Origin of the sequence: Verrucosispora sp. TAA-831, assembly GCF_050780145.1 — a bacterium.
Taxonomy (GTDB): domain Bacteria; phylum Actinomycetota; class Actinomycetes; order Mycobacteriales; family Micromonosporaceae; genus Micromonospora.
Genome location: NZ_CP192240.1, coordinates 3,132,171 through 3,147,273, shown reverse-complemented (window position 1 = coordinate 3,147,273; position 15,103 = coordinate 3,132,171). Strand labels below are relative to the sequence as shown.

The following is a 15,103-nucleotide window of genomic DNA, read 5'->3' as shown; positions in this document are numbered from 1 at the left end:
AGCGTCGGGCGGTCCGCTGCGGCGGGTAGCGTCCCCCGATGGCACGTCCTGGAGGCCGAGCATGCTGACCGGATGCGTCCCCTGGCCCGACGAGTTCGCGCAGCGCTACCGCCGCGACGGCATCTGGCGCGGCGAGGTGCTCGGTGACCTGCTGCGACCCTGGGCCGCGCGGGACCCGGACCGGATCGCGGTGGTGACCCGGCACGGCCGGCACACGTACCGCGAACTGGACACCCGCGCCGACCGACTGGCCGCCGGCCTGGTCGCGCTCGGCGTCGGGCCCGGTGACCGGGTGGTCGTGCAACTGCCGAACACTCCCGACTTCGTGGTGACGTGTGTGGCGCTTTTCCGACTCGGCGCGCTGCCGGTGCTGGCGCTGCCCGCCCACCGCCGGGCCGAGCTGGTCTATCTCGCCGAGTACGCCGACGCGGTGGCGCTGGTGGTGCCCGACGTGCTGGCCGGTACCGACCACCGGGAGCTGGCCCGGGCGGTACGCCAGGCGGTGCCCTCGGTCCGGCACGTGCTGGTGGCCGGCGACCCGCAGGAGCTGACCGCGTTGCGCGACGTCGACGCCGCGCCGGTGGACCTACCCGCCCCCGACCCGTCGCAGGTGGCGTTCTTCCTGCTCTCGGGCGGCACCACCGGCCTGCCCAAGCTGATCCCGCGCACCCACGACGACTACGCGTTCCAGCTTCGCGCCACCGCCGAGGCGATGGGCTTCGACGAGCACGGGGCGTACCTGGCCGCGCTGCCGGTGGCGCACAACGCCGCGCTCGGCTGCCCCGGCGTGCTGGGGGCGCTGCGGGCCGGCGGTCGGGCCGTGCTCGCCGCCACCCCGGCACCGGACGAGGTGTTCCCGCTGGTCGCGGCCGAGCAGGTCACCCTGACCACGCTGATGCCGGCGCTGCTGCCGGTCTGGACCGAGACCGCCGGAATCTTCGGCGCCGACCTGTCGAAGCTGGTCATCGAGGTGGGTGGCGCCACGCTCAGCCCGGAGGTGGCCCGCACGGTGCGCCCGGCCACCGGCGCCACGCTCACCCACTGGTTCGGGATGGCCGAGGGGGTGCTCTGCTTCACCCGCCCGGATGAGGGCGACGAGGCCGCCGCGACCAGCCAGGGCACACCGTTGAGCCCGGCCGACGAACTGCGGGTGGTGGACGACGCCGATCGCGACGTGCCCGACGGCGAGGTCGGCGAACTGCTCGCCCGGGGGCCGTGCACGCTGCGCGGGTACTACGCGGTGCCCGAACACAACCGCACGGTCTTCACCGCCGACGGCTTCCTGCGCACCGGCGACCTGGTCCGCCGCGACGCCGCCGGACGGCTGGTCGTGGTCGGCCGGATCAAGGACGTGGTCAACCGGGGCGGCGAGAAGATCTCCGTGGACGAGGTCGAGGCCCACCTGATCGCGCATCCGGCGGTGCGGACCGCCGCCGTGGTGCCGGTGCCGGACGCCCGCCTCGGCGAGAAGACCTGCGCGGTGATCGTCGCCCGGGACACCCCGCCCGCCCTCGGGGACCTGCACGACTTCCTGCGCGAGCGCGGCCTGGCCGACTTCAAGCTGCCCGACCGGCTGCACGTCGCGCCCGCGCTGCCGTACACGCCGGTCGGCAAGATCGACCGGCGGGCGCTGGCCCGTGAGGTGGCGGCGGCGTGACCCGCCCGCCGCTGTCGACCGGCGTCGCCGACCGGGTGCTGTGGCTCGACTCACTGCCCGCCGACCAGCTCGCCCCCCGCCCGCCGCTGGACGGCGACACCACCGCCGACGTGGCGATCGTCGGCGCCGGCTACACCGGCCTGTGGACCGCGTACTACCTCGGCGTGCACCGCCCCGAGCTGTCCATCGTGGTCGTCGACGCGGAGCGGGCCGGATTCGGGGCCTCCGGGCGCAACGGGGGCTGGTGCACCGCCGAGATGCCGGCGCTGCTGCCCGGTCTGATCCGCCGGCACGGGCCGATGGCCGCGATGCGGCTGTACCGGGCCGGTCAACGCACCCTCGACGAGTTGCGCCGGGTGTTCGCCGCCGAGGACATCGACGCGCACTGGCGGCACGACGGCTCGCTCTACGTCGCGCGCAGCGCGCCACAGGTCGACCGGCTGCGCGGCTGGCAGGAGGTGCGCGACAAGCTCGGCATCACCGGCCTCACGCTCACCGTCGGGCCGTCGGCCGCCGCGCAGATCGGACTGACCGGGGTACGCGCCACCGCGTACACGCCGCACTGCGCCGCCGTGCAGCCGGCCCGCATCGCGCGCGGCCTGCTCGCCGCCGTCGAACGTCGCGGGGTCCGCGTCGCCGAGCGGACCCGGGCCCTGCGGATCGCCCCCGGCCTGCTGGTCACCGACTCCGGCACGGTGCGCGCCCGGTCGGTGCTCTGCGCCACCGAGGGGTACACCGGTCGGCTGCCCGGACACGCCCGCCGGGTGTTGCCGCTGCACTCGTACGTGCTGGCCACCGAGCCGCTGGACGAGGCGATCTGGCAGCGGCTCGGCCTGACCGACCACCGGACCGTCGCCGACGGCCGCTACCAGTTCGGCTACCTGCAACGCACCCTCGACGACCGGCTGGTGCTCGGCGGACGGGGCGCCTACTACCGGTTCGGCTCGGCCGCCGACCGGGGCCGGGTCGCCGACCGTCGGGCGCACGACCGGCTGCGCCGCACCCTGGCCGAGCTGCTGCCCGACCTCGCCGACGTGCCGGTGTCGCACCGCTGGAGCGGGGTGTACGGGCTGCACCGGCACACCGAGCCCGAGGTGGTCTACGACCGGGACACCGGGCTCGGGCACGCGGGCGGTTACGGCGGCGAGGGCATCGCGCTGAGCAACCTGGCCGCCCGGTCGCTGGCCGCGCTGGTGGCCGGGGTCAGCCGCCCGGAGACGCGGCTCTGCTGGGTGGACAACGCGTCCCGCCGGTGGGAGCCGGAACCGTTGCGGTTCATCGGCGTGCGGGGCGTGAGCGCGGTCGCCACCGGAGCCGACCACTACGAGCACCGCACCGACCGGACGGCGCCCCTGGCCCGGCTCGCGCTCCGCGCCATCGTGTGAGCCCCCGACCAGTGGTGCTTCCCCGACCAGCGACGAGGAGCCTGGCATGGACGACCTGGAGAGAATGCGCAAGGTCTGGGAGTTCATCTTCCAGCAGTCGGTCACCGACGACGCCGACTTCTTCACCGATCTCGACGGCGACTCGATGGCCGCCGCCGCCCTCGTGCACCACGTGGCCGAGGAGTTCGGTGTCTCGCTGCCCCTGTTCGAGGTCTTCGACCGCCCGACGCCCGCGGAGCTGCTCGCGGCCGTACGGGAACAGCTCACGGTCGGCTGACCGCCGGCCACTCCAGCGAGGAGCACGATGGACCAGCTCACGGCAACCGGGTTCGGACTCAGCGACCTCCAACAGGCGTACCTGATCGGCGAGCTGGGCGACTTCCAGCTCGGCGGTCCCGCGCTGTTCTACGAGGAGTACGCCGCACCTCCCTTCGACACCGACGCGTTCGCCACTGCCGTGCACGCCCTGGTCCGCCGGCATCCCATGCTGCGCTGCGCGGTCGGCGAGGACGGGCAGGTGCGGATCCTTCCCGATCCGCCCTCGCCGCTGTCCGTACGGTCGCTGCGCGGTGAACCCGCCCACCGGCGGGCCGAACTGCTGGCCGCCGGTCGCCGGGAACTCTCCGGCGACGGGCCGCCGCTGACCGGGCCGGCGGCGTTCCGGATGCTCGTCTGGTGCGACGACGGCGAGTACCTGGTGCAGATGGCCGGGCGGCTGATCGTCTTCGACGGCCAGTCCGGCGAGGTCTTCGCCCAGGAGCTGCGTACCCTGCTCGCCGGTGGCGACCTCGCGCCGCTGGACTTCACCTACGAGCGGTACCGCCGGGAACTGGACGAGCGCCGGGACGGCCCGGAGTACGCGGCGGCCCGCCGGTACTGGACCGACCGGCTCGACGACCTGCCCGGCGCGCCGGAGCTGCCGCTGCGCCGGGGCGGGCGGCACGACGGCCCGCTCATCCGGCGCGTCTTCACGCTGCCGGTCGCGGTGACCGACGCGTTCTCCGCAGCCCTGCGCCGCCGTCGGCTCACCCCGACGATGGCGGTGGCCGCCGCGTTCGCCCGGGTGCTGCGGCACTGGAGCCGCCAGGACCGGTTCACCGTCAACATCATGTACGGCGAGCGCCTGAACCTGCATCCCGACGTGTCCCGGCTGATCGGCAGCTTCGCCAGCACCCTGCTGCTGGAGTGCTCGCCGGCCGGTCAGGAGAGCGACTTCGCCGCCGACGCCGCCGCGCTTCGCGGCCGGATGCTGCGCGACATGGCACAGGGCGCGTTCAGCGGGGTGTCGGTGATCCGGGAGCTGAACCGCCGCTCCGGGACGGTCTCCGGTGCCCGGATGCCGGTGGTCTTCACCAGCATGCTCGGACTCGGCTCCGACACCGACCCGGTCTTCCTGGAGCTGCTCGGCTGGCAGCGCCGCGAGTCGCTGGTCCGCACCCCGCAGGTCGCCTTCGACCACCAGGTGTTCATGCGTAACGGCGAGATGGTGTTCAGTTGGGACACCGCCGACGGGCTCTACCCGCCCGGCATGGTCGACGAGATGTTCGCCGCGTACCGGGCCCTGCTGGTCGACCTGGCCGGCGACGACGCGGCCTGGTCGGCGGGGCGGGGCGACCGGCTCACCCCGGCACGGCAGCTCGCGGTCCGGGCACAGGTCAACGACACCGTCGCCGAGGTGGCCGCACAGACCCTGCACGGCGGCTTCCTGGCCCAGGCCCGCCGCACCCCGGACGCCGAGGCGGTGGTCACCCCGACCGGCACCGTGACGTACCGGGAACTGCGGGCACGGGCGGGCGCGGTGGCCGCCGCGCTGCGGGTCGCCGGACGTGGCCCGGGTGACCTGGTGGCGGTCGTCGCGGACCGGGGGGTGGGCCAGATCGCCGCGCTGCTCGGGGTGCTGATGACCGGCGCGGCCTACGTGCCGGTGGCGCCGTCGTGGCCGCTGCCGCGCCGCGCGCAGATCCTCGCCGGGGCGGGCGTGGCCGGGGTGCTCGGCGACACCGACGACGATCTCGACGGTGCCCCCGCCGACGCGGTCCGCTGGCGGTTGTCCGACCTGCCACCGGGCGACCTGCCCGACAGCGCGGTCGCCGACGAGCCGGAGACGCTGGCGTACGTGATCTTCACCTCCGGCACCACCGGTACGCCGAAGGGCGTGATGATCCGGCACCAGAGCGCGGCGAACACCATCGTGGACGTGAACACGCGCTTCGGTGTCGGGGCCGCCGACCGGGTGCTGGCCGTCTCGGAGTTCACCTTCGACCTGTCCGTGTACGACGTCTTCGGCCTGCTGGCCGTCGGCGGCGCCGTGGTCGTCCCCGATCCGGGCCAGGCCCGCGAGGTGGTGCACCTGCACGAGCTGGCCGTCCGGGCGGGCGTGACAGTGTGGAACTCGGTCCCGGCCTACCTGGCGATGTTCGTCGACTACGTCCGGGCCGCGGCGGAGCGCGAACGCCCGACGGCGCTGCGGACGGCGATGGTCAGCGGCGACTGGGTGCCGCTGTCGCTCGGCCGCGAGCTGGCCGAGATCGCCCCGAGGGCCCGCTGCGTGGCGCTCGGCGGAGCCACCGAGGCGTCGATCTGGTCGAACTGGTTCGACGTCCCCGCCCGGGTGCCCCCGGAGTGGACCAGCGTCCCGTACGGCTGGCCGCTGCGGAACCAGCGCTTCCACGTGCTGGACGCCCGGCTCGCCCACCGGCCCGACTGGGTGCCCGGTGACCTGTACATCGCCGGGCGGGGGCTGGCCGACGGCTACCTGCACGCGCCGGAGCTGACCGCCGCCGCGTTCGTCACCCATCCGGTCACCGGTGAGCGGCTCTACCGCACCGGCGACCTGGGCCGGTACCGCCCGGACGGGGTGATCGAGTTCCTCGGCCGCGACGACCCGCAGGTGAAGATCAACGGTTTCCGGGTGGAGCTGGGCGAGATCGAGGCGGCGCTGGTCGCGCAGCCGGGGGTGACCGACGCCGTGGTGGTCGCCCGCCGGGGCGAGCGGGGTGCCTCACTGGTCGCCTTCGTGGCCGCCGAGGCGGCGAAGCCGGACCTCGCCGACGAGGTCCGCGCGGCGCTCGGCGCGACGCTGCCCGCGTACCTGGTGCCGCCGGTGATCGAGGTGCGGGAGGCGTTGCCGCTGACCGGCAACGGCAAGGTGGACCGGGCCGCCCTGGTCGCCGCCGCGGCCGGTCTGGCACCGGACGGCGGACGGTTCCGGGCCCCGCACACCGCCACCCAGCGCCGACTGGCCACGCTCTGGTCGGAGCTGCTCGACCTGCCCACGGTCGGCGTCGACGATCCGTTCTTCGCCCTCGGCGGCAGCTCGTTGCAGGCGGCGCAACTGATGAACCGGGTCGAGCGGGAGTTCGGCAGCCGACTCCCGCTGGCCGCGCTCTACCAGCACCGGACCGTCGCCGAGCTGGCCCGCCTGCTCGACGAACGGGACGGCACCGCCCGGTCCTCGCCGGTGCAGTCGCTGGCCCCCGGCGACGGCCCGCCGGTCGTGCTGATCCACCCGGTCGGCGGGGACCTGCTCTGCTACCGCGAGCTGGTCGCGCGGCTGCCGGACGGCTGGCCGGTGCTGGGGATCGCGTCGCCCGCGCTGGACGGTACGGCCACCGTGCCGCCGACCCTCACCGAACTGGCCCGCGCCTACCGGGACGAGCTGACCGCCGCGCTGCCGGCGGACGCCCCGGTACGCCTGGTCGGCTGGTCGCTCGGCGCGGTGTTGGCGTACGAGGTGGGTCGGCAGGTGACCGAGGCGGGGCGTACCTGCACGGCGGTGCTGATCGACCCGTGGGTCGGCCCGCCCGGCACCACCGCCGAGCCGGGCGCCGTCGACCTGGTCCGGGCGTTCCTGACCGACGTGACCCGGGGCGAGGTGTCCGACCCCGCCTCGGTGGACCCGGACGCCTCCGGGGTGCAGGCGTTGCGGGCGGCGTGGCCGCAGGTGGCCGCTGCCCGTCCGGAGCTGGCGTCGCTGGGCCTGGACTCGGTCGAGCGGCTGTTCGAGGTCTTCGCGGCGCACACCCGGGCGCTGGTGCGCTACCCGGTCCCGGCGGCGTCCGGCCTCACCGTGCACCTGCTGGAGGCACGGAGGGCGCTCGGCGGCGCGGCCGGCGGCTATCTGGTGCCGCTGGGCGAGCGGCTGCCCGACGGCGCCGTGACGACCCGACGGCAGGTGCCCGGCGACCACTTCGCGGTGACCGACCCGGACGCGGTGTCGCCGACCGCCGCCGTCGTGACCGACGTGTTGACCGGGTCCTGACCGACGGACGCCCGGGGTACGGAATCCGTATCCCGGGCGTGTGGTCGCCTCGGCTCAGCTCCGGTGCAGCCGGTCGGTCAGGTCGGCGCGGATGGCCGGGCGGGTGCCGAAGACCAGCAGGAACAACGCCTCCCGCATCAGCCGCTCGGCCGGGCGGTTCCGCAGCACGGCCGCGCTACCCGTGGTGACGGCCAGCAGGCCGGCGGCGCGCAGGGCCAGGGCGGCGGCCGCGCCCCGGGCCGAGGGCAGCTCCGCCGGGCCGGCGGCGTCGAGGGTGGCCCGACACTCGTCGATCGCCGCGTCCAGCGGGCTCGGCCCGATCAGCCGGGCGCAGCGGGTCGCCACGCCCAGCGGCAGGGACCCGTTGAACCGGAGGGTCGCCGGGTCGCGTTGCAGGTAGACCTCGTGCGGGACGGTGCCGGTGACCCGGTCCTCCGGCACGAAGTGGCCGGTGAAGGTGACCTGCACGGTGCGGCTCGCCGACACCGCGACCATGTCGACCGGCGTCACGCTGAGCGTGTCGCTCTCGGCGGCGTCCAGCAGCGACCAGACCAGTGTGTCCGAGGCGTCCCGGGCGGCGGTGAAGAGCGTGTCGACCAGACCCCACCCGGTCACCCAGGACGCGGTGCCGTGCAGCAGCCAGCCGCCGTCGACCGCTTCGGCGCGTACCGCCGGGGGGCCCGGCCGGGTCGCGGCGAGGATGGCCAGCCCGGCGCGCCGCTCGCCCCGGCACAGCGGCTCCAGCCACCGGTCGGAGATGCCCGGCCGCTGGCTGTGCGTCGCGGCCATCACCGCACTGTGGTGTTGCGCCCAGACGAACGCCGTGGTGAGGCATCCGCTGGCGATGATCTCCAAGGCGCGGGCCGCGGTGGCGGTCTCCTCGGCGGCCATCTCGCTGAACCGCGCCGGTCCGGCCAGGCCGTAGAAGCCCTCGGCGGCGAGCAGGTCGAGGTGGGTGCCCGGGACCGTGTCGGCGGCGTCGACCTTCTCCGCCGCCGGGAACAGCACCTCCTCGGCGATGCGCTCCGCGCGGTCCAGCACCTTGGCAGAGTTGCTCATCAGTCGGTCCACCGTCCGTTCCGTCGTCAGTCGGTGTGGGTTCTGCACACAGCCTAACGAAGACACCACCTGCGGCCTAGAAGCTACATAAAGACAGTGTTGTGTTTGCCGCGAACGACGGACACTATGCTGAGAAACGTCAATCCGCGGGGGAGGTCGCAGGTGACCGAAGATCCAGAAACACGTGCCGAACGGGTCGGACTGTTCTACGACCTGATGGGCCCGTTCCTCGACGCCGTCTACGGCGACAACCTGCACTACGGCTACTGGTCCGACGAGCACGACCCGGCCACCGTCGCGCAGGCCCAGGCACGGCTCAACGACGAACTCGCCGGTCGACTCGCGGTCGGGCCCGGCGACCACGTCCTGGACGTCGGCTGCGGCACGGGCGGCCCGGGCCGCCACGTGGCCCGGGTGACCGGCGCCGAGGTCAGCGGGGTCTCGCTCTCCGGTCGTCAGGTCGAGCGCGCCGAGGAACTCGCGGTGAAGGAGGGACTGGCCGACCGGGTCCGCTTCACCCGGGCCGACGCCACGGCCCTGCCGTATCCGGACCGGTGGTTCGACGCGGCGCTGGCGCTGGAGGTGCTGGTGCACGTGCCGGGCAAGGCCGCCGCGCTGAGCCAGGTGCACCGGGTGCTGCGCCCCGGCGGGCGGCTCGTCCTCGCCGAACTCACCCTGGTCCGGCCGATGGACGACGCGCAGGCGCGGATCTGGTCGGCGATGCCGATGTCGACACCGCCGACCGCCCCGGACTACGTCGAGCTGGTCCGCGCGGCCGGCTTCGAGGTGGTCGACGCCGTCGACGCCGGGGCCCACGTACGCCGTTCCCACCAGGCCACCCGCGAGGCGGTGACGCGCGAGCGCGAGCGCCTCGCCGGCACGTACGGGCCCCGCGTGCTGCGCCAGCTCGGCGACGCGGTCCTGGACCTCCAGGCGGTCGCCGAGTCCTGCCTGGGCTACCTGCTGCTCACCGCGCACCGGCGGGGGTGACACCACCGGGCCCCGGCCCGGCGGCCGGTGCCGACTCCCGCACTACCCGAGGAGGAACCCGTGTACCGACCACGTGCCGTGCACCGCGCGCTCGCCCGGCTCACCGGGGCGCCCCGGGGGCGTACCTGGCCCGGAGGTTTCACCGACCGGCTCACGCACCCGGTGCCCGGCCCGGCGGCGGTGCTGCGGCTGATGCGGGAGCGCGGCACCCGCCCGGTCGGCGCGACCGGCGGCCGAGTGCCGGTGGTGGACGAGGCGGTGCCCCGGGTCGGTGCCGGACAGACGGCGGTCACCTGGATCGGGCACGCCACCTGCCTGGTGCAGCTCGGCGGCCGGACGGTGCTGACCGACCCGGTCTTCGCCGACAAGATCCCGGGTACGCCGCGTCGGTACACCCCGCCCGGGGTGCGCTGGGAGTCGCTGCCGCCGATCGACGCGGTGGTGATCAGCCACAACCACTTCGACCACCTCGACGAGCCGACCGTGCGCCGGTTGCCCCGGGACACTCCGGTGCTGGTGCCGGCCGGGCTGGCCTGGTGGTTCCAGACGCGGGGTTTCCGCCGGGTGGTCGAGCTGGACTGGTGGGAGTCGACCGTCGTCGGCGGCGTACGGTTCGACTTCACCCCGGCGCACCACTGGAGCCGACGCGGTCTGTTCGACACCTGCCAGAGCCTCTGGGGCGGGTGGCTGATGACCTCGGAGGACGCCCCGACCCACCGGGTCTTCTTCGCCGGCGACTCGGCGTACGGTCCGGCCTTCGCCGAGATCGGCGCGCGCTTCCCCGGCATCGACGTGGCCCTGCTGCCGGTCGGCGCGTTCCGGCCGCGCTGGTTCATGAAGCCGCTGCACATGGACCCGGCCGAGGCGGTCCGCGCCTGCGTCGACCTGGGTGCGGAGCGGATGCTCACCATCCACTGGGGCACGTTCGCGCTCTCCGCCGAGCCGGTGCTGGCCCCGGTCGAGCTGGCACGCAAGGCGTGGGCCGAGTCGGGCCGACCGGTCGACGCCCTCTGGGACCTCGCGGTCGGGCAGAGCCGGGTGTTCGAGACCACCGACCCGAGCTGAGCAGGCGGCCCGGCCGGTGGTGACCGGCCGGGCTGCCTGCCCGCTGTGGTTCCCGGTCGTCGGGCCGGGCCGCTGCGCGGTGCGACGGGTCAGCGGCTGGCGCCGGCCGCCCGGCGCGCGGCGCGGCCGGCGAAGAACGACCGGGGCGCCAACGCGGCCGGGTGCGGCAGCATCAGCGGCAGCCGGTCCCCGGTCTCCTGCCGCCAGATGAACAGGTGCGCGCCCTTGTCGCCCATCGCGCCCTTGGCGAACTTCGGCTGGTTGACGGTCACGTACGCCAGGTCGGTGTACTCGGTGTCGCGCCGCAGCACCAGATCCCGCAGGATCTTGCCGCCGGTGTGGCTGGGCGCGATCCCGTTGCCGGTGTAGCCGTGCCCGTAGACCAGGCCGTCGTCGGTGCGGCCGAACTGCGGGATGAAGGTGCGACTCCAGCCGATCGGGCCGCCGAAGGCGTGACTGAACCGGACGTCCCGCCAGGCCGGGAAGAAGCGGGCGAAGGACTCCCGCAGGGCGGTGTGGGCGGCGTCGTTGCGCAGGTGGGATCGGTCCGTGTCCCGCTGGTCGTAGTAGTACCAGCGACCGCCGGACCAGACCACCCGGTTGTCGGCGGTGAGCCGGGCGGCGTGGGCGAAGGACAGCGAGTTGCTGACCCCCTCCCGGCCCGGCCAGGCGACCCGGGAGAGCTGGGCGTCGGTCAACGGTTCGGTCACCATCAGGTAGTTCCACACCGGCATGACCTTGGTGTGGGTCTGGGCGAAGCTGTGCTGCCAGGCGTTGGTCGCCAGGACGACCTCGTTGGCGGTGATCGTGCCGGTGGGGGTGGTCACCCGGTACCGTCCGCCGACCCTGCGGACCTCGGTGACCGGGGTCCGCTCGTGGATGTCCACGCCCTGCTCGCGCACGACGCGGGCCAGGCCCTGCACGAGCCGGTGCGGGTTGACCAGCGCGCCGGTGGTGCGCAGCGCGCCGAGCACCTGCGGGGAGCCGATGCGCTGCTGCGCCTCGTCGCGGTCCAGCAGCTTGAACGACCCCCGCAGGCCGGTCCGCTCGCTGCGCTTGACCTGGAGTTCGAGTCGGGCCAACTGCTTGCGGTCGGTGACCACCTGGAGCACGCCGTTCATCGCGAAGTCGGCGTCGATGCCGTACTGGCGGCAGAACCGCCCGATGTCGATGATCGACCGGGCGCCGCTGCGGTAGACACCGGCGGCCTTCTCCCGGCCGTAGTACCAGAGCAACCGGCGCAGCACCTTGCCCGCGGTCAGCCCGACGAAGCCGCCGTTGGCGCTGGACGCGCCGCCGCCCACCGCCTGCGCCTCCAGCACCTTGATGTCGGCCGAGGGCTCGGCCTCGGCGAGGAAGTGCGCCGCCCACAGGCCGGTGTAGCCGGCGCCGACGATGCAGATGTCGCAGCTCGCGTCACCGTCGAGGGGCTCGCCGACCTCGACCGGCTCGGTGTCGTGCCAGTAGACGCTGTTCCGGGTCTCTTCCACGTCGCTCTCCAAGTCGTCGGTCCGCACCCACTATCCATAGTGTGTGTTGTGTTCGGCAAGACCCGACAGTCAATGCCGGTCGGCGGCCGTCCGCGCCGCCCGTTGGGCCCGGCGTTGCTGGCGCAGCCGGTCCATGAAGTAGTCGGCGTTGAGCCAGTAGAACTCCAGCCAGATGTTGTCCGGGTCGCGCAGCCAGATGCCGTAACCGGCCTCCAGGAACAGCTCGCGGACGCCGGAGTGCTCCGCGCCGACGCCGTCCAGATGCGCGGCCCACTGGTCCAGGTCGGCCAGCTCGGGCACGTGGTAGCCCAGGTGGTGCAGGCCCACCCGGCGCTCGTCGAAGGGGGCCGGATCGGGCTCGACGGCCTGGCCGAGCACGATCGAGGAGAGCGATCCCCGGTGCACCAACGTCCGGAAGGTGAACCCGGACTCGGCCGGCGTCGCGTCGCGTACCGGCGTGAAGTCCATGACCCGGCAGTACCACTCGGTGCTGCGATCCAGGTCGCGGACGGTCAGGTTGACGTGGTTCCTGCCGTTGAGTTTAGGCACATGACGCATCATAGATGCTTCACTTGTATCTTGGGTGTGGCGTGTTGTCGCCGGAAACCGGTAGCGTGTCGTCACCTGGCAGCGCGCTGCCCGTACCGGGCCGGAACGGATGTGAGGAACCGGGCATGCATCTGAACGTGTTCACCCAGTGCTCGCCGTCACCGCAGTTCAAGGGCATGTGGCGGCTCCCCGGCGACCGTACGGCCACCGGATACCGGTCGCTGGAGTACTGGATCTCCCGCGCCCGCCAACTGGAGGCGGCCTGCGTCGACGCGCTGTTCTTCGCCGACATCCACGGCGTCTACGACGTCTACCGGGGTTCCTGGGCACCGGCGGTGCGGCACGCGGTGCAGATCCCCTCGATCGACCCGGCGCTGCTGCTGTCGGCCGCGGCGGCGGCCACCCGGCACCTCGGCTTCGCGATCACCTACTCCACCACGTACCACTCCCCCTACGAGTGCGCCCGGCTGTTCTCCTCGCTGGACCACCTCACCGGTGGCCGGGTCGGCTGGAACATCGTCACCTCCTACCTGCGTTCGGCCACCGCCAACGGCCTCGGCGAGTACCTCGACCACGACGAGCGTTACGAACGGGCCGACGAGTACGTCCAAGTCGCCCGGGCCCTGTGGGAGGACAGTTGGGACGCCGACGCGGTGGTCCGCGACGCCGAACGCGATGTCTTCACCGACCCCGACCGGGTCCGCCAGATCGACCACGAGGGCCGCTGGTTCACCGTCCGGGGTCCGCACCAGTGCGAGCCGTCGCCGCAGCGCACCCCGGTGCTCTACCAGGCCGGTTCCTCGCCCCGGGGCATCGAGTTCGCCGCCCGGCACGCCGAGGTGGCGTTCCTGACCCTGGCCGACCCCGCCTCGGGCGCGGAGCCGGTGGCCGCCCTGCGCGCGGCGGCGGCCCGGCACGGCCGGGACCCGGGCATGATCAAGGCGTTGCAGGGCGGCATGGTCATGATCGGGCGGGACCGGGCCGAGGCGAAGGCGAAGGCCGAGGCGTACAACACGCTGTGGAGCAGCGAGGGGCAGCTCGCCAAGTGGTGCGGGTGGATGGACATCGACCTCGCCGCCTTCCCCGACGAGACCCCGGTGGACGAGATCCGCAGCCAGGCCAGCCACTCCTTCCTCGGCTTCCTGCGCAAGCTCAGCCCGGACCGCACCTGGACCGTCGGTGACGTGAAGTACCTGGTGTCGCGCCCCCGCCGCCCCCGGGTGGACGCCCCGGTGACCCTGTTCGGCACCCCCGAGCAGGTCGCCGACCGGATGGAGCAGTGGCTGACCGTCGCCGACGTGGACGGGTTCAACCTGATCCCCTGCCCGCCCTCGGACGGCATCGACGACATCTGCGACCTGCTGGTGCCGGAGCTGCAACGGCGGGGTCTGTTCCGCACCGCGTACGACCCGGCGGAGACGACGCTGCGCGAACGGTACTTCGGCGCCGGGGTGAGCACCTACCGCGACCCGGCGCGCGCCGTCACCGCGCGGGAGGGCTGAGGGATGCACCTGCGCGACACCCCGCAGGAGGCCGCCTTCCGCCGTGACCTGCGCGCCTGGCTGGCCGAACACGTGCCCCGGCACCGCGACGGCGGCGCACCCGGCGACTGGACCAAGGCGTTGCACGCGGCCGGCTACACCGGACTGACCTGGCCGGCCGCGTACGGCGGACGTGGTCTGCCCCCGACCTACCAGGGCATCTACGCCGAGGAGAGCGCGCTGGCCGAGGCACCCGATCACAGCAACGTGATCGGCCTGGGCATGGTGGGACCCACCATCGTCTCGCACGGCAGCCCCGATCAGCAGAGCCGCTTCCTGGAACCGATCCTGTCCGGCGCGTACGTCTTCTGTCAGGGTTTCTCCGAGCCGGACGCGGGCAGTGACCTGGCCGCAGTGCGGACCCGGGCGACGGCCACCGCCGACGGTTGGCGGGTCACCGGCGAGAAGGTCTGGTCGTCCTACGCGCACCAGGCCGACTGGTGTCTGCTGCTGGCCCGCACCCAGCCGGACTCCACCGCGCACGCCGGCCTGACCTGTCTGCTGGTCGACATGCGCAGCCCGGGGGTACAGGTGCTGCCGCTGCGGCAGAGCACCGGCGACGCCGACTTCAACCAGATCGTGCTCGACGACGTGCTGGTGCCCCGCGACTGCGTGCTGGGGCCGGTCGGCGAGGGCTGGCGGATCGCGATGACCACCCTCGCCCACGAACGCGGCACCTTCGGCATCACGCTCACCGCCCGGCTGACCGTCGAGTTCGACCGGCTGCTGCGCACCGTACGCGACCTCGGTCTGGCCGACGACCCGGCGGTCCGTGCCGAGCTGGCCGAGCTGCACGTGCAGTTGCAGGCCCTGCGCTGGACCGGTCACCGCACGATGGCGACCCTGGCGCGGACCGGCAAGCCCGGCCCGGAGAGTTCTGTGCTCAAGCTGCACTGGTCGGTCACCAACCAGCGGCTGGCCGCGTTCGCGCTGCGCCTGCTCGGCCCGGCGGCGGTGCTCGACGGCCCGGACAGTCACGCCGCCGGCCACTGGCAGCACCTGCGGCTGCGCAGCCGCGCCAACTCGATCGAGGGCGGCACCTCCGAGATCCTGCGCGGCATCATCGCCGAGCGCGTGCTCGGCCTGCCCCGCACCCGGTGACCCGG

11 protein-coding genes are annotated in these 15,103 nt (G+C 73.8%); 8 read left to right on the top strand and 3 right to left on the bottom strand.

Annotation, left to right across the window (positions count from 1 at the left end; all coding sequences use genetic code 11):
- The first annotated feature begins 61 nt into the window (after positions 1-61).
- From ACQVFL_RS14160 to ACQVFL_RS14145, 4 genes are read left to right on the top strand one after another with little or no spacing between them, the layout of a single operon-like run.
- Positions 62-1,657 carry a (2,3-dihydroxybenzoyl)adenylate synthase gene (locus tag ACQVFL_RS14160; protein ID WP_396697596.1) on the top strand — a complete coding sequence of 532 codons (1,596 nt, stop codon included), beginning with the start codon at positions 62-64 and terminating at the stop codon, positions 1,655-1,657.
- Positions 1,654-3,042, top strand: a complete 1,389-nt coding sequence (locus ACQVFL_RS14155; protein ID WP_431729569.1) for an NAD(P)/FAD-dependent oxidoreductase — start codon at positions 1,654-1,656, stop codon at positions 3,040-3,042. Before ACQVFL_RS14160 ends, ACQVFL_RS14155 begins: the two co-directional genes overlap by 4 nt.
- Before the next feature lie 46 nt (positions 3,043-3,088).
- The gene (locus ACQVFL_RS14150; RefSeq protein WP_396697592.1) at positions 3,089-3,319 is read left to right on the top strand and encodes an acyl carrier protein; all 231 of its coding nucleotides are present in this window, start codon (positions 3,089-3,091) and stop codon (positions 3,317-3,319) included.
- Positions 3,320-3,346: 27 nt separating this feature from the next.
- Positions 3,347-7,303 carry a non-ribosomal peptide synthetase gene (locus tag ACQVFL_RS14145; RefSeq protein WP_431729568.1) on the top strand — a complete coding sequence of 1,319 codons (3,957 nt, stop codon included), beginning with the start codon at positions 3,347-3,349 and terminating at the stop codon, positions 7,301-7,303.
- Between the two features lie 54 nt (positions 7,304-7,357).
- On the opposite strand, the gene ACQVFL_RS14140 is transcribed toward ACQVFL_RS14145, so the two are convergent.
- The gene (locus tag ACQVFL_RS14140; RefSeq protein WP_431729567.1) at positions 7,358-8,362 is read right to left on the bottom strand and encodes an acyl-CoA dehydrogenase family protein; all 1,005 of its coding nucleotides are present in this window, start codon (positions 8,360-8,362) and stop codon (positions 7,358-7,360) included.
- A 162-nt stretch (positions 8,363-8,524) separates the two neighbouring features.
- On the opposite strand from ACQVFL_RS14140, the gene ACQVFL_RS14135 reads away from it, so the two are divergent.
- Together ACQVFL_RS14135 and ACQVFL_RS14130 are read left to right on the top strand one after the other, a co-directional pair.
- Complete coding sequence (locus ACQVFL_RS14135; RefSeq protein WP_431729566.1) at positions 8,525-9,352, top strand: SAM-dependent methyltransferase; 828 nt, start codon at positions 8,525-8,527, stop codon at positions 9,350-9,352.
- Positions 9,353-9,412: 60 nt separating this feature from the next.
- Complete coding sequence (locus tag ACQVFL_RS14130) at positions 9,413-10,417, top strand: MBL fold metallo-hydrolase (protein WP_396697584.1); 1,005 nt, start codon at positions 9,413-9,415, stop codon at positions 10,415-10,417.
- Positions 10,418-10,506: 89 nt separating this feature from the next.
- Here the strand turns inward: ACQVFL_RS14130 and ACQVFL_RS14125 are convergent, their stop codons facing one another.
- Positions 10,507-11,934, bottom strand: coding sequence for an NAD(P)/FAD-dependent oxidoreductase (locus ACQVFL_RS14125; RefSeq protein WP_431729565.1), 1,428 nt, complete (start codon positions 11,932-11,934; stop codon positions 10,507-10,509).
- Positions 11,935-11,976: 42 nt separating this feature from the next.
- A complete protein-coding gene (locus ACQVFL_RS14120; RefSeq protein ID WP_396697579.1) occupies positions 11,977-12,465 on the bottom strand; it encodes a VOC family protein in 489 nt (162 codons plus the stop codon).
- 116 nt (positions 12,466-12,581) lie between these two features.
- Here ACQVFL_RS14120 and ACQVFL_RS14115 point away from each other — a divergent pair, with 116 nt between their 5' ends.
- Positions 12,582-13,958 carry an NtaA/DmoA family FMN-dependent monooxygenase gene (locus ACQVFL_RS14115; protein WP_396697577.1) on the top strand — a complete coding sequence of 459 codons (1,377 nt, stop codon included), beginning with the start codon at positions 12,582-12,584 and terminating at the stop codon, positions 13,956-13,958.
- Between the two features lie 3 nt (positions 13,959-13,961).
- A complete protein-coding gene (locus ACQVFL_RS14110; RefSeq protein ID WP_431729564.1) occupies positions 13,962-15,098 on the top strand; it encodes an acyl-CoA dehydrogenase family protein in 1,137 nt (378 codons plus the stop codon).
- Positions 15,099-15,103: the final 5 nt, after the last annotated feature.